This is a genomic window from Rhodococcus sp. p52 (assembly GCF_000763325.2).
Lineage (GTDB): Bacteria > Actinomycetota > Actinomycetes > Mycobacteriales > Mycobacteriaceae > Rhodococcus > Rhodococcus pyridinivorans.
On record NZ_CP016819.1, the window covers coordinates 158,116 to 179,288 of the forward strand.

The window sequence follows — 21,173 nt, forward strand, 5'->3', positions numbered from 1 at the left end:
GAGCCCATGACATACGCATCGGTCCCAATCTACAGGGTGCCCACCCGGCGCCGACCAGCTGTCACCCGAGTGCGGACGATCACGTCCACGCCACGGCGATGATCACGTTGAGAATGCCCAGACCACCGGCGACGTGGGCGAGCGTCGCGGTCGAGCCGGGATTCTGCTTCTCCTTCCTCAGGCCGATGAACGCCACGACGAGCACGGCGAGGGCGACCAGCAGCTTGATGCCGATCTTCATGTGGTTCACCTCGACGACGTCCTGCGCCTCCCGCAGACCGACCAGGGCCAGACCCGTCACGACCTGCAGGATGGCGCCGTGCAGCATGCCGGCGACGACGCGCGGTTCCTTGATGACCGCGAGCCACGAACCGATGATGCCCGCGAGGCCGATGAAGTGCAGGATGAGGAAGATCTTGATGGCGATGTCCATGGGCGCAATCCGACCATTCGGGACGGGGACTGTCCAGTTAGGTGACGCTCATGGTGTGCCCCGGATCACGCCTGGTCGCGGTACCAGTCGAGCAGGTCGGGTTCGTCGATCGCGGTGCGGTCGACGACGCGGCCGGGATCGGCTCCCTGCAGGATCCGTTTGAGGGGAACCTCGAGCTTCTTACCGGTGCGGGTGTGCGGCACCCCGGGCGCGGCGACGATCTCGTCGGGCACGTGCCGGGGCGAGGCGTGCTCGCGCACGGCCGCACGGATCCGTTCCTTCAGGTCGTCGGTGAGCGTGACGCCCTCGGCGAGGACGACGAACAGCGGCATGCGGTACGTGCCGTCGGGTTGTTCGATGCCGAGGACGAGCGACTCGACGACCTCGGGCAGGTTCTCCACGGCCTGGTAGATATCGGCACTGCCCATCCGCACACCGTGGCGGTTGAGGGTGGAGTCGGACCTGCCGTGCATCTCGAAGGTTCCGCGCTCGGTGATCGTGATCCAGTCGCCGTGGCGCCACACACCCGGATAGACGGAGAAGTACGCATCGCGGTAGCGACTGCCGTCCGGGTCGTTCCAGAACCGCACGGGCATGGACGGCATGGGGACGGTCACGACGAGTTCGCCGACCTCTCCGCGCACCGGCCGGCCCCCTTCGTCGAAGGCGTCGACCGCCACGCCGAGGCAGGGCACCGAGATCTCCCCCGGCCACACGGGCACCGTGGGGACGGCGCCGACGAAGGCCGTCACGACGTCGGTCCCGCCGGAGATCGACATCACCTGCACGTGCTCGCCGGCGTTGTCCGACAGCCACGCCGACGACGAGGCGGGCAGCGTCGACCCGGTGACCCCGACGCCGCGGAGGGCCGACAGATCGTGGTCGTCCTGCGGGACGACACCGGCCTTGATGCAGGCCAGCACATAGCCGGGGCTCGTCCCGAGCACCGTGACGTTCTCCTCGGCCGCGATCCGCCACAGGCGATCGACCTCGGGATGGGACGGGGCGCCGTCGTAGGTGACGACGGTGCATCCCACGAGCAGCCCCGAGAGCAGGAAGTTCCACATCATCCAGCTCGGGCTGGTGTACCAGAGGAAGCGGTCGCCGGGACGGAGGTCGAGGTGCAGCGACAACGCCTTGAGGTGTTCGAGCAGCACACCACCGTGGCCGTGCACCAAGCCTTTCGGTGGGCCGGTGGTGCCGGAGGAGAAGACCACCCACAACGGATGGTCGAAGGGAACGGGTAGGGGTTCGAGAGCGGCGTCGCCGGAGACAGCGTCCCGCCAGTCCAGAACGGTCCCGGTCTGCCCGGACATGTCGAACCCGGACGTGTCGAACGATGTCTCCTCCTCCGACACGACGACCGTCAGGGCGAGGCCAGGCATCGCGGCGCGGAGTACGTCCACCTCGTCGACGCGGTCGTGCCGCCGTCCTGCGTAGCGGTATCCGGTTGCCGTGACGAGTGCTCGTGGTTCGAGTCTGCCCAGACGGTCGATCGCCGCAGGTGCGGCGTAGTCCTGTCCACATCCGGCCCAGACGGCCCCGATGCTCGCCGTGGCGAGCAGGGCGACGATCGCTTCGGGGATGTTGGGCAGGTAGCCGACGACACGATCACCCTCCCCCACCCCGTGCGCGCGGAGCGTCGCGGCGAGCGCGGCCGTCCGGCGTTCGAGTTCGGACCAGCAGACCTCGCGCCGGCGTCCCTCCTCGTCGAGGTGGACGATGGCGGCCTCGTCCGGGGGACGCTCCCGGAAGACGTACTCGGCGAAGTTCAGTCGCGCGCCCGGGAACCACACGGCACCGGGCATGGAGGCGTCGGCCAGAGCCGGGCCGGGGTCGGTGTGGGAGACGACGTCGAAGGCGTCCCACACTGCCTGCCAGAATGCGCCGGGCTCGTCGACGGACCACTGCCACAACGCCCGGTAGCCGGGCAGGTCGAGTCCGTGTCTCTCCTCGACGAACCGGGTGAATCCGGTGACGTTCGCCTGCTCGATGTCGACGTCCGTCGGAGTCCATTGCGGTTCCACCACAGTTCACCTCCCGGTCCGGGACCGTACCTGAACACGGACGAAGGCCCGCCCGGACCGGCCGGGAACCGTCGTGCACGGACGGACTGCCCGTGCACGGCGTCCGAGACGTCCGAAACGGAGTCTCGCGCGAGGACTCTCGGCTACCGCCGCTCGCGCGTCGCAGACGTGTAGATGAGGGTGAGCACCACAGCGACGGCGATGGAGATGATCCAGCGGATCCAATCGATGCCGGAGGTGTTCTCGTTCCCCTCGGACGAGATCAGACCCCAGATCCAGTAACCGATCAGCGCACCGATGATGCCGATGACGATGGTGATGAGCATCCCCATCGCCTGCTTACCGGGGATCACCAACCTGGCGAGGATACCGATGACTGCGCCGAAGATGATCGTGCCGATGATCTGTCCCATGGTGAGCCTCTCTGTTCGGCGCCGCACCCGGGGCGGCGCAACCTCGACGACCATGTACCCCATCAGTGTCGATCATGAACCCCTCACACGAGGCGGATTCGACGTGCCTGTCGAGTGAACATCCTTCTCCGGCAGGGCCGTGGTCTCACCGGCCCCCGTCCGCTCGTGTCGCCTCGAGCAAGGCGATCGCCTGCTCGCGCATCTCCACCTTGCGGACCTTCCCGGTCACCGTCATCGGGAACTCCTCGACCACGTGCACATAGCGCGGGATCTTGTAGTGGGCGAGCTTGCCGGTGCAGAACGTCCGGAGCGAATCGGCGTCGAGCGGTTCGGCGCCCTCGCGCATCCGGATCCACGCCATGAGTTCCTCGCCGTACTTCGTGTCGGGCACGCCGACGACCTGGGCGTCGAGGATGTCCGGGTGGGTGTAGAGGAATTCCTCGATCTCGCGGGGGTAGATGTTCTCCCCACCCCGGATGACCATGTCCTTGATCCGGCCGGTCACCGAGACGTACCCGTCCTCGTCCATGACGCCGATGTCGCCGGTGTGCATCCAGCGGGCCGCGTCGATCGCCTCGGCGGTCTTGTCGGGCTGATCCCAGTAGCCGAGCATCACCGAGTAACCGCGGGTGCATAGTTCGCCGGGTTCGCCGCGCGGCACCGTCAGTCCGGTGACGGGGTCGACGACCTTCACCTCGAGATGCGGGCCGACACGACCGACGGTGCTCACGCGCCGCTCGATGCTGTCGTCGCTGCGGGTCTGCGTCGAGACCGGGGAGGTCTCGGTCATGCCGTAGCAGATGGAGACCTCGCTCATGCCCATCCGGTCGATCACCTGCTTCATCACCTCCACCGGACACGGTGATCCCGCCATGATTCCGGTCCGCAGACTCGACAGGTCGTAGTTGTCGAATCCGGGGTCGGCCAGTTCGGCGATGAACATCGTCGGCACGCCGTACAGCGACGTGCACTTCTCCTCGGCGACCGCACCGAGCGTCGCAGCGGGGTCGAATCCCGGCGCCGGCAACACGATGGTCGCGCCGTGACTCGTGCACGCGAGGTTGCCCATCGTCATCCCGAAGCAGTGGTACAGCGGGACGGGGATGCAGACCCGGTCGCGTTCGGTGTAGTGGCACAGCTCGCCGACGAAGAAACCGTTGTTGAGCACGTTGTGGTGACTGAGGGTGGCGCCCTTGGGGAAACCGGTGGTGCCCGAGGTGTACTGGATGTTGATCGGATCGTCGGGCGACAACGAGGCCTGGGCCGCGTCGAGCGGTGCCCGGTCCTCGGTGAGCGCGGCGCGGCCGGAGTCGACGAGTTCGTCCCACCGCGGCGAGTCGAGCAGGACGACGTCCTCGAGATCGGGGCAGTTGGGCCGGACGGTCTCGATCATCTGCGCGTAGTCGGAGGTCTTGAACGTCGGGGCGGACACCAGCATCCGCACACCGGCCTGCTCGAGGACGTATTGCAGCTCGTGCGAGCGGTAGGCGGGGTTGATGTTGACGAGGATCGCCCCGATCTTCGCGGTCGCGTACTGCACGAGCACCCACTGCCAGCAGTTGGGTGCCCAGATTCCGACGCGGTCACCCTTGGTGATGCCCGCCCGCAGCATACCGAGCGCGAGCACGTCGATGTCCGCGACGAATTCGGTGTAACTCCAGCGCTTTCCGGCGGCAGAATCGACGAGCGCCTCACGGTCGCCGAAGCGGGCGGCGGTGCGGTCGAGGTTGTCGCCGATGGTGTCGCCGAGCAGCGGGACGTCCCAGGCACCCTGGGTGTAGCTGGGCAGACGGTCGACGTCGAGGCCGGACATCGCATTCTCCTTCACGAGGCGGGGAAACGGCTGTGGTGGCGGTCGTCGGGCTGCTGCCGGACGACCGCCACCGGGGGTGGATCGGTGGGGCGGTGGATCAGAGGGCCCGGTCGCGGGTCTCCACGAGCGCCGCGGTGCAGACCAGGCTCACGAGGCCGATTCCGGCCAGCATGATCCCGATCGCGATACCGCCGTAGGAGGCGGCGAGCGGTGCGGCGATCATCGGCGGGATGGCGCCGCCGAGGACACCGGCGAAGTTGTAGCCCAGACCGGCACCGGTGTAGCGGTAGCGGGTCGCGAACATCTCGGGCAGCAGTGCTCCGCACGGCCCGTAGGCGATACCGAAGATCGCGAGGGTGATCATCATTCCGAGCACGAACGCAATCGGTGAGCCGGTGTCGAGGAGCGGGAACAACACCAGTGCCCAGACCACGGAGAAGGCGCACGAGACCATGATGACCTTCTTGCGCCCGAAGCGGTCGGAATACAGCGCGGACAGCACGATCGCGAGACCGAAGACGAGCGACGAGGCGATGCCCACCACCAGGACGAACGGCCGGTCGAATCCCAGCTCGGACGTCGCGTAGCTGGTCAGGTAGGCCGTGCCCATGTAGAAGAAGGCGAACATGATGGCCAGCGCGCCGCCGGCAAGGAAGATCTCCTTGGCCTGGTAGCGCAACGCGTCGAGGAAGGGCAGCCGGCGCGGGGCCTCGATCTCGGCGGCCGGGGCACTACGGCGGGCTTCCTGCTCCGCACGAAAGACAGGAGTCTCTTCGATGGCGAGGCGCATGTAGAGGCCGATGCCGACGAGAACGATGCTGAGCAGGAACGGGATCCGCCAGCCGTAGTTCAGGAAGGCGTCGTTGGTGTCGCCGAGGGCGAGACCGGTGAACAGGAAGGTTCCGCTCGACAGGGCGAATGCGATGGCGGGACCGAGCTGCGGGAACATCGCGTACAGACCGCGTTGGCCTGGTGGCGCGTATTCGGCGGTGAGCAGGGTCGCACCGGCCCACTCACCGCCCACTGCGAAGCCCTGGGCGAATCGCAGCAGCACGAGGATGATCGGGGCGGCGACACCGATGGTCTCGGCGCCGGGCAGAAGGCCGATGAGCAGGGTGGAGATACCCATCAGCAGCAGCGTGGAGATCAGCGTCTTCTTGCGTCCGATGCGATCGCCGAAGTGCCCGAACAGCATTGCGCCCACGGGGCGGGCGATGAAGGCGACGGCGAAGGTCGCGAAGGAGGCGACGGTACCTGCGGTCGATCCGAGCGCGGGGAAGAAGACCGTCGGGAAGACGAGCGCTGCGGCGGTGCCGTAGATGAAGAAGTCGTAGAACTCGATCGTCGTGCCCATGCAGCTGGCGACGGCGACGCGCCGGATACCGGGCCCTTCCTTCGAGGGGCCCGCGTGGCGGGGTGTGGATGGATCGGGACGCGAACGTCCCACCGGTCCGGCGACGGGGGGTTCGGCAGCCCCCGGGGTCGACACACTGGTCACGTGAGTCCTCCGTTGTCCGTTCGAACCGCGGGCGTGATCGCCTCGGCGGATGAACGAAACGTAGTGATGCCGGTCACCCCCGCACCACCCCCGAAAGGGGGGTAGAGGTGACCGGCATCACATAGTGCGCCGAACGAACGAAATTGTCAGCGGCCGGCGGCGCCCGCGATCTCCTGGCGCATCTCGCCCCACACGGAGGCGTAGGAGTCGATGTTGGCGGCCGTGGCCCACGCCAGCGAGCCGCCCTTGATCTTCTCCAGGGCCTCGGCGAACAGGTCCTGGTAGCGCGACAGGCGCGGCACGAACGCCGACACGTCGTCGAACAGACTCTGCGCCCGGCGGTCGAGGTCGATGAGGCCGTCGACGAATCCGTCGGCGTCCGCGTTCTCGAGGAGCGTGTTCAGCTCCTCGTCGAGCGGGAGGAACTGGTCGTAGAGCTCCGAGATCGAATCCTCGTCGATGGAGACCCGTTCGGCATCGAGCTGATCGTTCAGCTCGGAGGTGCCCTTGTCGGTGAGGCTGATGCCGCCGCCGTTCTCCGACGCCTTGCCCTGTTCGAGGAGCGCGGCCACCGCAGCCTGGCCGGCCGCCACCGACACACCGAGGTGCGCGGCGATCACCTCGGCAGTGACCTGCTTCTTCAGGCGCACCGTCTGCAGCAGTGCCAGTTCGTCCACGTTGCCTGCGAAGGCCATGCCCACTCCTCGTCGCACCCGCCGGGCGCCCACGTCGTCGTCCGGAATCCGGACGGATTCCGTCCCGATTCTGACGCACACCGGCAACCGGCAGGCGAGTCACCCTCCTCCCGATGGGATCACGCAGATGGGATCACGGGGACAGGCCGGGTACCGGGCACGCGTCGGCGGCCTCGGCGACCACGGTGGGCACATCGGACACGGCGGGCTCCACGCCGGCCTCCCGGTCCCGCCCGGTGAGTGGCCGGTGGGCTTCCAGGAGAGCCATTTCGTCGGAAGTGAACGCGCGCCCCCTACTGAGGAAACGCACCCCCTCCGGACTCTCGAGGCTGAACCCGGAGCCGCGCCCGGGCACCACGTCGAGGACGAGACAGGTGTGCTTCCACGCCTCGAACTGCGAACCGGAGATCCACACCGGCACGGCGTCCGCGCCGACCGGCGGATCGGAGCGGGTCTCCCCTGCCCCGAGGCGCAGGTCGAGGACTCCGAGGAGCACGTCGCAGTCGCCGACGACGAAATCGCCGTCGGGATAACACATCGGCGCGGAGCCGTCGCAGCATCCGCCGGACTGATGCATCATGAGCGGTCCGTTGCGCTGCGCGAGGCGGCGCAGCAGGGCGACGGCATCGACGGTCGCCACGATTCGCGGGGCGGTCACAGGCCTGCCTTTCCGTTGGGGTGCACGGTGTTCCGAGCGTATGGCAACGGCGCCTGCCACGCCGTGCGGACGTGACAGGCGCCGAAGTTCGGATCAGAAGAAGCCCTGTGCCTTGGGGGCGTAGGACACCAGGAGGTTCTTCGTCTGCTGGTAGTGGTCGAGCATCATGTGGTGGTTCTCGCGGCCGATGCCGGACTGCTTGTAACCACCGAAGGCCGCGTGCGCGGGGTACTGGTGGTAGGTGTTCGTCCACACCCGGCCGGCCTGGATGGCGCGACCGGCACGGTAGGCGACGCCACCGTCGCGGGACCACACACCGGCACCGAGACCGTAGAGGGTGTCGTTGGCGATCGAGATCGCATCGTCGAAATCGCTGAAGGACGTCACGGACACGACCGGGCCGAAGATCTCCTCCTGGAAGATGCGCATCTTGTTGTTGCCCTGGAAGATCGTCGGCTGCACGTAGTAGCCGCCCGAGAGGTCGCCGCCGAGATCGGCGCGCTCACCACCGGTGATGACCTTGGCACCCTCGCTCTTGCCGATCTCGATGTACGACAGGATCTTCTCGAGCTGGTCGTTCGAGGCCTGAGCGCCGATCATCGTGTCGGTGTCGAGCGGATCGCCCTGGCGGACGGCCTTGGTGCGGACCGCGGCGAGCGAGAGGAAGTCGTCGAAGATGTCCTGCTGGATCAGCGCACGCGACGGGCACGTGCACACCTCACCCTGGTTGAGGGCGAACATCGTGAAGCCTTCGAGCGCCTTGTCCTGGTAGTCGTCGTTCGCCGACAGCACGTCGGAGAAGAAGATGTTCGGGCTCTTGCCACCGAGTTCGAGGGTGACCGGGATCAGGTTCTGCGAGGCGTACTGCATGATCAGCCGGCCGGTGGTGGTCTCACCGGTGAACGCGATCTTGCGGATGCGCGGGCTCGACGCGAGCGGCTTGCCCGCCTCCACACCGAAACCGTTGACGATGTTGACCACGCCGGGCGGCAGCAGGTCGCCGATGATCGAGATCAGGTGCAGGATCGACGCCGGTGTCTGCTCGGCGGGCTTGAGGACCACCGCGTTGCCGGCGGCCAGGGCCGGCGCGAGCTTCCACACGGCCATGAGGATCGGGAAGTTCCACGGGATGATCTGGCCGACGACGCCGAGCGGCTCGTGGAAGTGGTAGGCGACCGTCTCGGAGTTGATCTCGGAGATCGAACCCTCCTGCGCGCGGATGGCTCCCGCGAAGTAGCGGAAGTGGTCGATCGCGAGCGGGATGTCGGCGTTGAGGGTCTCGCGGATGGGCTTGCCGTTGTCCCACGACTCGGCGAGGGCGATCGACTCGAGGTTCTCCTCGATGCGGTCGGCGATCTTGTTGAGGATCACCGCGCGTTCGGCGGGCGAGGGCTTCCCCCAGGCCGGCGCGGCGGCGTGGGCTGCGTCGAGCGCGAGTTCGATGTCTTCCTCGGTGCCGCGAGCGACCTCGGTGAACACCTGGCCGGTGACGGGGGTGACGTTCTCGAAGTACTCCCCCTTCACCGGGGGCACCCACTGGCCACCGATCCAGTTGTCGTACCGGGACTGGAAGGACATGTGGGCGTCGGGCGAACCGGGGCGGGCGTACACGGTCATGTGCATCTCCTGCAGCGTCGAGCGGTCGGTATGTGATCCGAAACACTACGAACGCGAGGGTTGCAACTACGTTGCGAGCTGCCTGTCCAATCGGGTCAATGTGGCGTCGACCTGCGCGAAGCGGGGTGACCGGGGATCGATCGATGCCCGGTAGGCCGCCCAGGCGGTGATGTCCTCGCGGCCGTGGACGGACGCGGTCCATTGCGCGAGCAGATGCTCCTCGCCGCAGCGCAACAGCGCCGCCCGCACGCCCGAGCAGAGTTCGTCGCGGATCTCCTCGATGCCCGGCGCCACCGATCCGGGCAGGATCTCCCCGGTACAGAGGCGGACCGCCGAGGCCACGTCGCCGCGGTCGAGTGCGCGGCGCACGTCCGCGACATCGGTGTCGAGCGTGGTGAGCAGCCGATAGGGCCGCGATCCGAGGTGTTCGGCCCCGAGCACCTTGCGCAGGCGCGACATCTCGGCGCGGATGGTCACCGAGTCGAGTTCGTTCTCGTCGAGCAGCATCGCGAGCCTGTCGGAGCTCAGGCCTTCGGGGTGATCGGCGAGGATCAGCAGGATCTCGGCGTGCCGGCGGGACAGGCCGACGCGTTCGCCTCCGCGGTGCAGGGCGGGCCGCCCGGCGCCGATCGTCTCGATGCGCGGCGTCGCCGACGGGAACAACGGGCGGCCGCTCAGGGCATGCAACCGCAGTTCGGCCTCCGCCGCCGCGACCGTCGCGCGGACGAGTTGCAGGACCTCGGGCGCGGCGACGCGGTGCCCACCGGTGATGTCGATGGCACCGAGGACCCGGCCGCTGGTGGGGTCGTGCACGGGAGCGGCCGAACAACTCCATTCGTGCACCGTGCGGTTGAAATGCTCGGCGCCGAAGATCTGCACCGAATGATCCACGGCGAGAGCCGTTCCCGGAGCGTTCGTGCCGACGCGGTCCTCACTCCAGTCGGCCCCTTCGACGAAGCTCATCGACAGGGCGCGGTCGCGCGCGGCGTGATCGCCCTCGACCCACAGCAGCCGTCCCTGTCCGTCGGTGATGGCGACGAGCAGTCCACTGTCGTCGGCGTCCTCGACGAGGAGCTTGCGCACCACCGGGCGGATCAGCGACATGGGGTGGCCGGCGCGGTACTCCTCGAGGTCGTGCCCGGAGAGCAGTGCGGGTTGTTCGACGACGTCGGGATCGATGCCGCGCTGCAGGCTCCGGCTCCACGAGTCGCGGACCACCGAGCGCCCCCCGTCGAGCCGATCCTTGCCGCGGGCGGAGACAAACGTGCCGTGCGCGCGCAGTACCGCACGTGCGTGCGCGGCCACGTCCGCTCCCGGGTCGAGTGCCACCCAGGGGTTGGTCGTCGCGATTCCACGATCCGTCATGTACCGGCGCCTCCTCCCCCGACACTGTAGTCGGGATCACACCGTGTGGGGCAGGGCATCCCTCGCGGTCGCGGCGATGCGGTGGGCGAGCATCACCGCGGTGGCGTGCGGCCCACGGCTGGGGACCTGCGGAAACACCGAGGTGTCGACGACGCTCAACCCCTCGATCCCGCGCACGCGGCACCACTCGTCGACCACGGCGTTCTCGTCGTCGCCCATCCGGCACGTGCCGGACAGGTGCAGGGACGTTCCGAGCCTGCCGCCGCGCGCGTCCACGCTGCCGGCCTCGACGACGCCGGTGGTCGCGGCGAGGAGGTCGGCGGCGAGCCGGACACCCTCCTCCAGAGCTTGCCGGTCGGCCGGGTCGGTCAGGTATCGATAGTCGAGCAGAGGTGGACGTCGCGGGTCACGTTCGTCGAGCACGATGCGTCCGCGACTGCGTGGGCGCGTCAGGACGACGCCGAGCACCGGATCGGCGACACCGCTGCCGGGGATCGCCGCACCGAATGCCGCGGTGTACGGGCGCAGTTCGAGGTTCTCGGTGTGCAGGACCGTCTCGAGCAGCAGCGTGTGCGACGGGAGGCCCGGGCGGAATCGGTACGGGACGGCGAACTCCGGATGGTCGGAGAAATCGCGGCCCACCCCGGGAAGGTCGTGCAGCGGATCGATGCCGAGCCGGCCCAGTTCGTCGGCCGGTCCGATCCCGGAGAGCATCAGCAGCTGCGGGGACCTCACTGCGCCTGCGGCGACGATCACGTGTCCGGCCGAGATCGTTCGTGGTCCGTCGGGTCCGGCGATCTCGACACCCACCGCGCGACCGCCCGCCATCACGACTCGGGTCGCGCTCACCCCGCCGGCGACCGTCAGATTCGGCCGGTCCAGGACGGGTGCCAGGTACGCGAGGAACGGACCCACTCTCGTGCCATCGCGCATGTTCGACGGAACCGCACCCACCCCGTCGGGTCCGGGAGCGTTGAGGTCGGCGACCGGTGCGAATCCCGCACTTTCGGAGGCGTCGACGAAGGCACGCGAGAGCGGATGCATCCGTTCGCGCGGCACCCTGGCGACCGGTATCGGGCCGGAACTTCCGTGCAGGTCGCCGGGGACATCCGTGTCGGTCTCGACGGCCCGGAAGGACGGCAGCACCTCCTCGTACGACCACGAGGCGGGCCACGACGCGAAGTCGTCCGGCCGCGCACGCACGAAGTACGCGCCGTTGACCGCGCCGGAGCCCCCGAGCACCCGGCCCCGCGTCACGGTCGCCTGGACGTCCGAGGTCAACCGTCCGGGAAAGTCCGCCGTCCACGGGCTCTCCGGACCAACCGGAAGGACGGCAGCGTCACGGATCTCGCGCGGAACAGCGGACGCCGACCCGAACGCCGTGCCCTCCTCGAGCAGCAGCACGGTGCGGTCCGGATCGTCGCTGAGCCCGGCGGCGAGAACGCAGCCACAACTTCCCCCGCCGACGATCACCACATCGGCGTGCGCCGGGATCATGTCACTTCCGGATGTCGGGTACGAGCGCGGCCGCCGTGCGGGCGTCGAGCGCACCCTTCCACAGCCCCGCGCCGTAGGCGAGGTCGTCGAGGCGCTTGTAGAGCAGGTACCGGACGGGATCGAGGCCGCCGCTCTCGCGGTGCGTCTTCCAGTCCCAGATGCCTTCGGCCACAGCGCAAGCCAGAACCGCCCGCCGAACCTTGCGGGAGAACACCGCTGCGACGACCGTGACCGGCCAGTAGTGCCGGCACACCGCCGACGCCACCTGCCACAGACCACCGGCGAATCCCTGGGCGGTGAGCAGCGCGGCGATGCGGTCGGGCCGGTCGAGTCCGGAGAACATCCGCCGCAACCGCACGAAGGTGACCACCTGGGTCAGCACCGCTGCGATCACCCCGACGCGGGTGAAGGTCGCGATCGCGACGCACGCGAGGAGCGTCCAGATCGACATCACCATCGGTGGGACGGAACCCGGATGCCGCTCAGCGAGCGGAGCCGCACCGGTTCCGTAGAATGCCTTGCGCGTCAACCACGTCCGGAAGCGGGTGCGATGGTCGTGCGCGACCCGCGAGATGGGCTCGTACCGCAACCGCCACCCCGAGGTCTGCAGTCGCCGGCACAGATCGACGTCCTCGGCCACGTGCATCGTCTCGTCGAAACCACCGCAGGCGACGAGCGCGTCGCGACGGACGAGCAGCGCCGCGCTCGGCACGTACGAGACGGGACCACCCGCGACCACAGCGGATTCCCGGCTGCCGAGGTCGAGCGACGAGCGTGCGTGCTCGTACTTCGCGAGCGCGCTGCTGTCGGGTTCGAGGGCCACGACGCGCGGCGCGACGAGTGCGACCGCAGGATCGGTGAAGTGCCCCAGTGATCGTTCGAGCCAGCCCAGCTGCGGCACCACATCGGAATCGAGGAAGGCGACGAATTCCGTTGCCACCTGCTGCAATCCGGTGTTGCGGGCCGCCGCCGGCCCGCGTGCGGTCTCGTGCCGGATCACCCGGACGCGACCACGTTCCGGCGCCTCGACCGGTTTCTCGGAACCGTCGTCGACGACCACGACCTCGTGCCCTTCGACAGCGGCGAGCAGACGGGCGAGGCCGGACGGATTGTCCTTGACCGGGACGACGACGGTGACGGCGGAACTCGGCGGCAGCTTCGTCGGCCGGGGGTTTCCGATGCCCGAGTCGAGCAGGCGTCGCGCGACCGCGGCGCTCTGCGCGTCCACCACCTCGACGAAGTCCTCGTCGATCATCGCTACGGCGGCGGGGGCAAGTGTGAGCATGCGCGTGGGCGATCCTCCGACGAGGACGCGTCCTCCGGCGAAGCTGCGCACCCGCGCGTCGATGCGCACACCGAAACCGTCGGGGAGCCGGGTCGCTGAGGGCTGCGCCGCCTCCGGGGACGTCGCCTGTGGAGTGATCGCCCGACTCACCGAAGCCTTCCTTCCGTTCCCGGCTGCCACCGGGCGACCTGTGCACTCGCCCGCTCGACCAGACTCGCGAACAGGCGCGCGCCGAGTTCTGCGGTGGCCTCGGTGGGGTCTCCCAGCACTCCGTTCGCGGACACCGAGACGATACCGGCTTCGCGCAGTCGTGGCATCAGTGCTCCGATCGGTTCCGTTGCGCCGACCGCGGCCCGCGTCATGTCGACCGCCCCGGGCGCCAGGTGCAGCAGCAGACTCGTCTCGGTGACACCGGCGTGGGCATCGGATCCGGGCACCGCGCACGGAAGCCAGGCAGCGTCGCGGCCTTCGTATCGCAGGAGGCTCACCGCCTCGATCAGCGGATAGGCGTTGCCGCCGTGCCCGTTGACGAAGACGACCCGCTTCGCCCATCGGCACACCGACCTGCCGTATTCGACGATCAGCGCCTTCGTCACCTCGGCTCCGATCGAGACGGTGCCGGCGAAACCTTCGTGTTCCCCGCTGGCTCCGTAGGGCAGGGGTGGCGCGAGGACCACCTCGGGCAGCTCGGCGGCGACAGCAGTCGCGATCCGGGTGTCGGTGTCGAGGGGAAGGTGTGGGCCGTGTTGTTCGAACGCACCGATCGGGACGGCCACCGTCACCCGGTCGGGTTCGATGTCCGTCCAACAGGCGTCGGCGAGCTCCCGCATCACCGCTCCGATGCTAAGGGTTTCGCGGGCGTGCACGAAACCCGGAGGTCTCGGTGGGTCCGCCCGGACGCCGAGATCCGGTCGGTACGCTTTCCCGGTGCTGATCGAACCTCGTCCGCTGGACGATCCGGACGTGCAGGACCTCATCGGCGAGGTCCAACTCGAATACGTGCGGAGGTACGGCGGACCCGACGACACCGAACTGGCGCCGCACGAATTCGAACCGCCACGCGGGGTGTTCCTCCTGGCGGTGGCCGACGGGGTTCCGGCCGGGATCGGCGGCTGGCGTGCACCGGAGCATTCGCATCGAGGGGTACGCGACGATGATGCCGAGATCAAGCGGATGTACGTGCGGGCGAGCATGCGGCGACGTGGTGTGGCAGCACGGGTGCTGGGTGCGCTGGAGCGCACGGCGACCGATGCCGGTCGCCGTCGCATGATCCTCGAGACGGGCAGCGAGCAACCCGAAGCGATCGCGCTGTACGCGAAGGCCGGGTACGTGCCGATGACCGAGCGCTTCGGGCTCTACGCAGAATCACCGACGGCGATGTACTACTGCAAGGAACTGCCCCCGATCCGTCCGGCGACCGACGACGACCTGCCGGTGCTGCAGGAGATCGAACGCGCGGCGGGCAAGCCCTTCGCCGAGATCGGGATGGCGTTCGTCGCCGACGACGATCCTCCGTCCGTCGAGGAGTTGCGCGCTCACCGGGACGCGGGCCGCTGCTGGGCGTGGTTCGACGAGCACGGACGAGCGGTCGCGTATCTCGTGGCCGACATCGTCGACAACGGCGTTCACATCGAGCAGGTGTCGGTGCATCCCGATCACGCGCGTCGCGGGATCGGCCGCGAGCTGATCGACCACGTCGCGGGGTGGGCGCGGGACGCCGGGTTCGGATCGCTGACGCTGACCACCTACCGCGACGTGCCGTGGAACGGCCCGTACTACGCGCGTCTCGGCTTCCGCACGGTCGCGGACGATGCCCTCTCCCCTGGTCTCACCCGGATCCGCGTGGAGGAACGGAAGCACGGCCTCGACCGTTGGCCGCGCATCGTCATGCGCCGCGGGCTGAAGACGTAAGAGCCAGGTCCCTGGCGGCCCGATCCCCCTCGACGATCGCGGCGTGCAGGCGGCGTGGCGTCACCGCGTCGCCCACACGGATCACTCTCGTGCCGGATGCCGAAAGCTCCTGCCACAGCTCGTCGACGGGATCCTGATGGGTGGCGACGACGACCGCGTCCACCGCGAGCGTCGCCGGTTCGCCGGTCGCGTGGTGGATCAGGGTGACCTCGGCGCCGTCCGGCAGGTCCACGACACCGCCGACGGCGACGCCGGTGAGTCGCCCGATCCGCTTGTCGTGGGCGCGGCGCAACCAGCCGTCGAGCTCGAGCGTCAGGCCGAGGTCCTGGCCCACGAGCATTCCCGGCGTGCACACCGTCACCGCACTCCCCCGGTCGGCCAGTAGTTCGGCGACCGAGGTCGCCTGGTGGAAACCGAGATCGTCGACGACGAGGACGCGGCCGGAGGGTGCGGCGCGACCGGTGAGCACGTCGCGCACGTCGCTCACCCGCGCCGACGAACCCGCCCAGGCGGGCCGGTGTGGGCGCGCACCCGTCGCCACGACCACGACGTCGGGCGCGAGCGCGTGCAGCGTCGCGGCATCGGCGGTCACACCGGTACGCACCTCCACTCCCCTGCGGCGGCACTCGGCGTCGAGGTGGGTCACCGCACCGAGCAGTTCGGCACGGTGCGGGGCTGCAGCCGCCTCACGGATCTGGCCGCCGGTGCACCGGTTCCGTTCGAGCAAGGTGACCGAATGTCCTTCTCCGGCAGCCGTTACCGCCGCCTGCAGGCCCGCGGGTCCGCCGCCGACGATGACGACCCGGTGCGGTACGGCGGGCGCGGCAGGAGCGTCGGATTCGTACCCGGCCTGGGGATTGACCGCGCACGCGATGGGACGGTTGAGCCCGACCCGTCCGATGCATTCCTGATTGCAGCCGATGCACGGCCGAATCTCGTCGTCGCGTCCGGAGAGGGTCTTGTTCGCGAACTCCGGGTCGGCGATCTGCGCGCGCACGGCGCCGACCAGATCGCATACTCCGTCGGCGAGCGCGGCACCGATCTGTTCGGGTCGGGTGAAGCGCCCGACCCCGACGACCGGCAGCGACACCGCCGCCCGGATCGCGTCGGGGACGAACAGGGAATAACCGTGCGGGGTGGACATCGGCGCTTCGACCAGATGCAACGTCTCGGTCGCGACGCCCACGGACGTGTTGAGGTAGTCGACGTCGCCGCTCGCCTCGAGCATCCGCGCGACCTGCACGGCGTCGTCGATACCGACACCGCCGTCGGTGCCGTCGTGACCCGTCAGTCGCACGCCCACGACACGGTCGCGCCCGACGGCCGCCCGTACCGCGGACACGACCTCGAGCAGCAGACGGGCCCGCCCGGCGAGATCCCCGCCGTAGCGGTCCGTGCGACGGTTCGTCGCGGATGCGAGAAAAGCGCGCAGGACGGATGCCTGGGAGCACTGGATCTCGACACCGTCGAAGCCGCCCTCGGCACAGCGGCGGGCGACGTCGGCGTAGCCCGCGACGAGTTCGGCGATGTCGGATTCCGTCATCACGCGTGGGACCTCGCGGAAGAGCGGGTCGGGCTCGGGGCTCGGCGCCCACAGCGGTTGCCCCGTGTACATCGAGGTGCCCTGCGCGCCGTTGTGGTTGAGCTGCGCGAGGATCCGCGTGCCGTGTCGGTGGACGGCGTCGGTGAGGCGGCGGTAACCGGTGACGATGTCCGGGTCCCAGCCCCGGATCAGTTTCTCGTAGGGCCGGTCCGAGGGGTGCACGGTGTGCTCCTCGGTGACGATCATCGACGCGCCGCCTCGGGCTCTGGCTTCGTAGTACGCGATGTGACGGTCGGTGACGGTGCCGTCGACCGAGAAGTTGGTCAGGTGCGCCGGGAAGACGATGCGGTTGCGCAGGCTGACCGGACCGATCCGCAACGACGCGTGCGGAACGGTGCCGGTCGCCGTGCGCGTCACCGTCAGACCTTCGAGTTGCCCTGGTCGATGGCCATCTGGCTGCCGGTGATCGTGGAGGCCCGATCGCTCGCGAGGAACAACACGGTCTCCGAGATGTCGTCGGGGTCGGCCGCAGGCTTCTCGGTGAGGATGGGGACGAAGTTCGGTCCCCACGACGGGTTCTTCTCGAACAGCTTCAGGACGCTGACGTCGGTGCCCATCGGGGTGTTCACGCCGTAGGGGTGGATGGAGTTGACCCGGATACGGTACGGGCCGAGTTCCTTCGCCGCTGCCTGCGTGATACCGACGAGGCCGAATTTCGCTGCCGCGTAGTTGATTTGGCCTGGCATCGCCTTGAGGCCCGCCACCGAGCTGACGACGATGATCGATCCGCCGTTACCGGCCTCGATCATCGCGGGGGCAGCGGCCTTGAGGGTCTTGAAGACACCGGTGAGGTTGATGTCGATCAGCTCTTCGAACTGGTCGTCGGGCATTTCCCAGAAGCGGTTCCAGCTGCAGATGCCGGCATTGGCGACCACCACGTCGAGTCGCCCGAACTGGGCGACGCCCTCGTCGACGACGGCCTTCAGTGCGGCACTGTCGCGCACGTCCGCGACACGGGCGAGGATCTTCCCGCCGGCCTCCTCCACGAGGCGGACCGTCTCGTGGAAGTCGTCCTCGGTGGCCTGCTCGTAGGTCACGTACTCCGATACCGGGGCCGCGATGTCGACGCCGATGACGGACGCGCCCTCACGCGCGAACCGGATGGCGTGGTTGCGGCCCTGCCCGCGCGCGATCCCGGTGATGAAGACGACCTTGCCGTCGAAATCTCCCATGTCGGCCCTTCCGTAGACCCAAATTAGAACGCGTTTCAGTGTGCCCCACGTTACAGCGCCGTGGCCACCCGGTATCCCTCTCGGACGGCCTCGCGCACGGTCCTCGGGGCCACCTGGTCGCCGATCGACCGCGATCCCGGCCACTCGGACACTTCTGCCGGTAACGGGGGTGCGCAGTCGACCAGGACAGCGCCCGCCACCGGCCTGGATTCCCCGGACACCCGGTCGACGAGCACGACGCCGTCGGCATCGACCGAACCGACCCGGCACCCGAGATGTCTCGCCACGCCCGCCCGCTGCATGCGGACGTCGAAGGCGACGAGGTCCCCCGTCGGCGCAAGTCGTGATCCGGCGACCGGGTCACCCGTCGCATAGTGGACCTCCGCGCCGCGCTCCACGAGACGGTCGACGACGGCACTCGCCACCGGACCACCCGTCGGATCCCACACGACCATCCGTGACGCAGGCGGCCGAATCCCCGACAGCACCTCCGCGGCGGTCGCGTACCGCTCGGGCTCGGTCACCGGAAAGGAGGGTGGACGTGGAAGCCCGCCGGTGGCCTGCACGACCTCCGCACCCGCGGCGAGCGCACTCTCGATGTCGGCAGCGCTCACTTCCGTGCCGGTACGGATGTCGACGCCGGACTCCAGGCACTGCTGTTCGAGCCAGTCGACGAGCGCAGCGAAGTCGGGCCGGCCACCGCGCGAGACGGCGGCGATCGTCCCACCGACCCGTTCGTCCGCCTCGACCAGGACGACACGGTGACCGCGCGTCGCTGCCACGCGCGCTGCTTCCAGACCGGCGGGTCCAGCACCCACCACGAGTACGTCGCGTGCGGAGTCCACCGGTCCGGGAGAGTTCCGTGTCTCGTCGCCGGCCTCCGGGTTCGCGATGCACCCCACGATCGGGTTGTGGAAGTCGTCGACGAGGCACGCCTGGTTGCAGCGCACGCAGGGACGCGGCCGACGACCGCGACGGACGGCGACGACGAGGTCGGGGTCGGCGATCTGCGCGCGGGTCATCTCGACCAGGTCACACGCACCGTCGGAGAGGGCCCGCTGCGCGTGGCCGGCGTCGACGATGCTGCCCTGCAGAGCGATCGGGACCGATCCGGAGATCTCGTCCCGGATGCGGCGGCACAGGTCGTCGTTGAATCCGGCGGCGACATGTGCGTCGGGCCGATACGACTCGGGTGAGAACAATCCACCGCGCACCACGGTGAGCAGGTCGACCGATGATGCGATCGCGCGGACGTATCCGGCGGCGATGTCGGGTGTGATGCCCGCCCACGGCGCGTTCTCGTCGCACGAGAGTCTCAGTGCAACAATGTGATCCGAGCCGATTCGCGCGCGAACGGCGGCGATCGCTTCACGCAGCAGCCGCAGGCGTTCGGTGCCGTATGCGTCGTCGCGACGGTTGGTCAGCCCGGAGAGGAACTGCCGCAGCAGCGAGGTCGGTCCGGCGTCGAGTTCCACTCCGTCGAGACCCGCTTCCGCGGCGACGACGGCAGCACGGGCGAAGGACTCGACGAGCTCGGCGATTTCACGCTCGATCGCCTCGGCAGGCAGTTCGCGTGTCACCGGATCCGGCACGCGCGAGGGTGCCCACAGCGGTGCCCGGGTCCACGCGCTCGAACCCTGCAGGCCGCGATGACCGAGGCCGGCGAGCACGAGTGTGCCATGCGGACGGCAGGCCTCGACGATCCGCCGGTAGCCGTCCCCGCAGCACTCGGCCAGCGGTGCGCGTTCGTAAGGGTGGTCGGACGGGTGCACCGACGCCGTCTCCGTGACGACGATCCCGCACCCACCCTGCGCACGTCGCGCGTAGTACGCGACGTGACGGTCCGAGAACGACCGGCCGTCACCGAGATTGGTGACGTGCGGACCGAAGATCACCCTCGACGGAGCGGTGCGTCCGGCGAGGGTGATCGGTTCGGTGAGCGCGGGGCTCATGCCGTCGGTTCGGTCAGATGCCGAGATCGCGGCGGAAGCCGTCCGGCACGAAGACGTCGTCGGGGGTGAGCTCGTGGATCGAGTTCTTGCCCAGACCCATGAGGGCGGAACCGATTCCGCCGGAAAGGATGTCGAGGACGTTCTCCACGCCTGCCTGACCGTTCGCGGCCAGACCCCACAGGTACGCGCGGCCGATGAGCACGGCCCTGACGCCGAGCGCGATCGCCTTGACGACGTCGCTGCCGCGGCGGATACCGCCGTCGAGCAGCACCTCGACGTCCTTGCCCACCGCTTCGGCGATCGCCGGCAGGGCCCGGATCGGCGCCGGGGTGCCGTCGAGGTTGTTGCCACCGTGGTTGGACACCGAGATGGCGGTGACCCCGGCATCGACGGCGCGCTTGGCGTCGTCGACGCGCATGACGCCCTTGAGCATGAACGGTGCATCGCCCCACTGCTCACGCAGCCACGCGACGTCCTCCCAGGTGGGCAGGGGCGTGGTCATCCACTCGCCGTAGGCGCCGAAGAAGGTCGGGGCCTGGCCGTCCGGCGGTGTGAGGTTGGGGGTGGTCAGATCCGGCACGGCACCGGTCTTCGCCCATTCGAGGAGCCACTTGGGCCGGGTGATGCCCTCGGGGGCGAACTTGACCATCGCCTCGAGGTTCATCCGCTCCGGGATGGCGGGGCTGCCCCAGTCTCGACCGTTGGAGAACGACCAGTCCAGGGTCATGATCAGACCCTTCGCGCCCGCAGCGCGGGCACGTTCCATGCGTTGGATCAGCGTGTCGCGGCTGCCGACCCAGTACATCTGGAAGAAGGTCTTGTCGTTGACCGCCGCGACTTCCTCGATGGACTTGCTCGCGAACGACGACAGACCCATCGCGGTGCCGCGGGCGGCGGCCGCGCGGGCCACGGCGACCTCACCGTCCGGGTGCACGGCCTGCACACCGGTCGGCGAGATCATCACGGGCAGGGACACATCCTGTCCCATGATGGTCGTAGACATCTCCCGCTTGTCCGACAGTCCCGCGACGTGCGGGGCGAACCCGAGTTCGCGGAAGGCGGTGGTGTTGTCGTCGGCCGTGATGCCGGCCTCGGATCCGGCGACGAGTGCGCCGTAGACGGACTTGGGCAGGCGTTTACGGGCGCGCTGCTGTGCGATTGCGACGGTCTCGAACCATGGGTCCTGGGCCCACGGATTCTTCAACCAGGAAGGCTTGGCCATCGTCGGTCGTCT

17 protein-coding genes are annotated in these 21,173 nt (G+C 68.9%); 1 reads left to right on the forward strand and 16 read right to left on the reverse strand.

Going from position 1 to position 21,173, the window contains the following annotated elements:
- Positions 1-79: 79 nt before the first annotated feature.
- The 12 genes from IM25_RS00520 to mftE all read right to left on the reverse strand — a co-directional run bounded on the left by IM25_RS00520 (position 80) and on the right by mftE (position 14,131).
- The gene (locus IM25_RS00520) at positions 80-433 is read right to left on the reverse strand and encodes a hypothetical protein (protein ID WP_006553525.1); all 354 of its coding nucleotides are present in this window, start codon (positions 431-433) and stop codon (positions 80-82) included.
- 65 nt (positions 434-498) lie between these two features.
- Complete coding sequence (locus IM25_RS00525; protein WP_006553526.1) at positions 499-2,460, reverse strand: acetoacetate--CoA ligase; 1,962 nt, start codon at positions 2,458-2,460, stop codon at positions 499-501.
- Positions 2,461-2,603: 143 nt separating this feature from the next.
- Positions 2,604-2,873 carry a GlsB/YeaQ/YmgE family stress response membrane protein gene (locus IM25_RS00530; protein ID WP_016932945.1) on the reverse strand — a complete coding sequence of 90 codons (270 nt, stop codon included), beginning with the start codon at positions 2,871-2,873 and terminating at the stop codon, positions 2,604-2,606.
- A 145-nt stretch (positions 2,874-3,018) separates the two neighbouring features.
- Positions 3,019-4,686: an AMP-binding protein gene (locus IM25_RS00535; protein WP_006553528.1), complete on the reverse strand. Its 1,668-nt coding sequence runs from the start codon at positions 4,684-4,686 to the stop codon at positions 3,019-3,021.
- 97 nt (positions 4,687-4,783) lie between these two features.
- A complete protein-coding gene (locus IM25_RS00540) occupies positions 4,784-6,184 on the reverse strand; it encodes an MFS transporter (RefSeq protein ID WP_006553529.1) in 1,401 nt (466 codons plus the stop codon).
- Positions 6,185-6,330: 146 nt separating this feature from the next.
- On the reverse strand, positions 6,331-6,879 hold the full coding sequence (locus IM25_RS00545) for a hypothetical protein (RefSeq protein ID WP_006553530.1): 549 nt from the start codon (positions 6,877-6,879) through the stop codon (positions 6,331-6,333).
- 133 nt (positions 6,880-7,012) lie between these two features.
- Entirely contained in the window at positions 7,013-7,537 is a 525-nt protein-coding gene (locus tag IM25_RS00550; protein WP_065995641.1) for a DUF779 domain-containing protein, read from the reverse strand.
- 93 nt (positions 7,538-7,630) lie between these two features.
- A complete protein-coding gene (gene adh, locus IM25_RS00555; protein WP_065996447.1) occupies positions 7,631-9,154 on the reverse strand; it encodes an aldehyde dehydrogenase in 1,524 nt (507 codons plus the stop codon).
- A gap of 66 nt (positions 9,155-9,220) precedes the next feature.
- A complete protein-coding gene (locus IM25_RS00560) occupies positions 9,221-10,519 on the reverse strand; it encodes a GAF domain-containing protein (RefSeq protein WP_065995642.1) in 1,299 nt (432 codons plus the stop codon).
- Between the two features lie 36 nt (positions 10,520-10,555).
- Positions 10,556-12,016: a mycofactocin dehydrogenase MftG gene (mftG, locus tag IM25_RS00565; protein ID WP_033096086.1), complete on the reverse strand. Its 1,461-nt coding sequence runs from the start codon at positions 12,014-12,016 to the stop codon at positions 10,556-10,558.
- A 1-nt stretch (position 12,017) separates the two neighbouring features.
- Positions 12,018-13,451 carry a mycofactocin biosynthesis glycosyltransferase MftF gene (mftF, locus tag IM25_RS00570; protein WP_006553535.1) on the reverse strand — a complete coding sequence of 478 codons (1,434 nt, stop codon included), beginning with the start codon at positions 13,449-13,451 and terminating at the stop codon, positions 12,018-12,020.
- Complete coding sequence (mftE, locus tag IM25_RS00575; RefSeq protein ID WP_019291273.1) at positions 13,448-14,131, reverse strand: mycofactocin biosynthesis peptidyl-dipeptidase MftE; 684 nt, start codon at positions 14,129-14,131, stop codon at positions 13,448-13,450. Before mftE ends, mftF begins: the two co-directional genes overlap by 4 nt.
- 97 nt (positions 14,132-14,228) lie before the next feature.
- Here mftE and IM25_RS00580 point away from each other — a divergent pair, with 97 nt between their 5' ends.
- Complete coding sequence (locus IM25_RS00580) at positions 14,229-15,212, forward strand: GNAT family N-acetyltransferase (RefSeq protein ID WP_033096087.1); 984 nt, start codon at positions 14,229-14,231, stop codon at positions 15,210-15,212.
- On the opposite strand, the gene IM25_RS00585 is transcribed toward IM25_RS00580, so the two are convergent.
- Genes IM25_RS00585 through mftD form a run of 4 tightly spaced genes read right to left on the reverse strand, consistent with a single transcriptional unit; the run spans position 15,187 to position 21,161 of the window.
- Positions 15,187-17,172 (reverse strand): mycofactocin system FadH/OYE family oxidoreductase 2, encoded by a 1,986-nt coding sequence (locus IM25_RS00585; protein ID WP_033096088.1) that lies wholly within the window; start codon positions 17,170-17,172, stop codon positions 15,187-15,189. The genes IM25_RS00580 and IM25_RS00585 overlap by 26 nt on opposite strands.
- Before the next feature lie 2 nt (positions 17,173-17,174).
- On the reverse strand, positions 17,175-17,987 hold the full coding sequence (locus IM25_RS00590; protein ID WP_024101647.1) for a mycofactocin-coupled SDR family oxidoreductase: 813 nt from the start codon (positions 17,985-17,987) through the stop codon (positions 17,175-17,177).
- A gap of 50 nt (positions 17,988-18,037) precedes the next feature.
- The gene (locus IM25_RS00595; RefSeq protein WP_033096089.1) at positions 18,038-19,939 is read right to left on the reverse strand and encodes a mycofactocin system FadH/OYE family oxidoreductase 1; all 1,902 of its coding nucleotides are present in this window, start codon (positions 19,937-19,939) and stop codon (positions 18,038-18,040) included.
- Between the two features lie 13 nt (positions 19,940-19,952).
- Positions 19,953-21,161, reverse strand: a complete 1,209-nt coding sequence (gene mftD, locus IM25_RS00600) for a pre-mycofactocin synthase MftD (protein WP_033096090.1) — start codon at positions 21,159-21,161, stop codon at positions 19,953-19,955.
- Between the last annotated feature and the right edge of the window lie 12 nt (positions 21,162-21,173).

What these genes read in the sequence shown, in the direction of transcription:
- IM25_RS00595 (WP_033096089.1), bottom strand. Translation starts at nt 19,939, where the DNA reads ATGAGCCCCGCGCTCACCGAACCGATCACCCTCGCCGGACGCACCGCT.
- mftE (WP_019291273.1), bottom strand. Translation starts at nt 14,131, where the DNA reads ATGCGGGAGCTCGCCGACGCCTGTTGGACGGACATCGAACCCGACCGG.
- IM25_RS00530 (WP_016932945.1), bottom strand. Translation starts at nt 2,873, where the DNA reads ATGGGACAGATCATCGGCACGATCATCTTCGGCGCAGTCATCGGTATC.
- mftD (WP_033096090.1), bottom strand. Translation starts at nt 21,161, where the DNA reads ATGGCCAAGCCTTCCTGGTTGAAGAATCCGTGGGCCCAGGACCCATGG.
- IM25_RS00520 (WP_006553525.1), bottom strand. Translation starts at nt 433, where the DNA reads ATGGACATCGCCATCAAGATCTTCCTCATCCTGCACTTCATCGGCCTC.
- IM25_RS00535 (WP_006553528.1), bottom strand. Translation starts at nt 4,686, where the DNA reads ATGTCCGGCCTCGACGTCGACCGTCTGCCCAGCTACACCCAGGGTGCC.
- IM25_RS00590 (WP_024101647.1), bottom strand. Translation starts at nt 17,987, where the DNA reads ATGGGAGATTTCGACGGCAAGGTCGTCTTCATCACCGGGATCGCGCGC.
- IM25_RS00545 (WP_006553530.1), bottom strand. Translation starts at nt 6,879, where the DNA reads ATGGCCTTCGCAGGCAACGTGGACGAACTGGCACTGCTGCAGACGGTG.
- adh (WP_065996447.1), bottom strand. Translation starts at nt 9,154, where the DNA reads ATGACCGTGTACGCCCGCCCCGGTTCGCCCGACGCCCACATGTCCTTC.
- IM25_RS00560 (WP_065995642.1), bottom strand. Translation starts at nt 10,519, where the DNA reads ATGACGGATCGTGGAATCGCGACGACCAACCCCTGGGTGGCACTCGAC.
- mftG (WP_033096086.1), bottom strand. Translation starts at nt 12,016, where the DNA reads ATGATCCCGGCGCACGCCGATGTGGTGATCGTCGGCGGGGGAAGTTGT.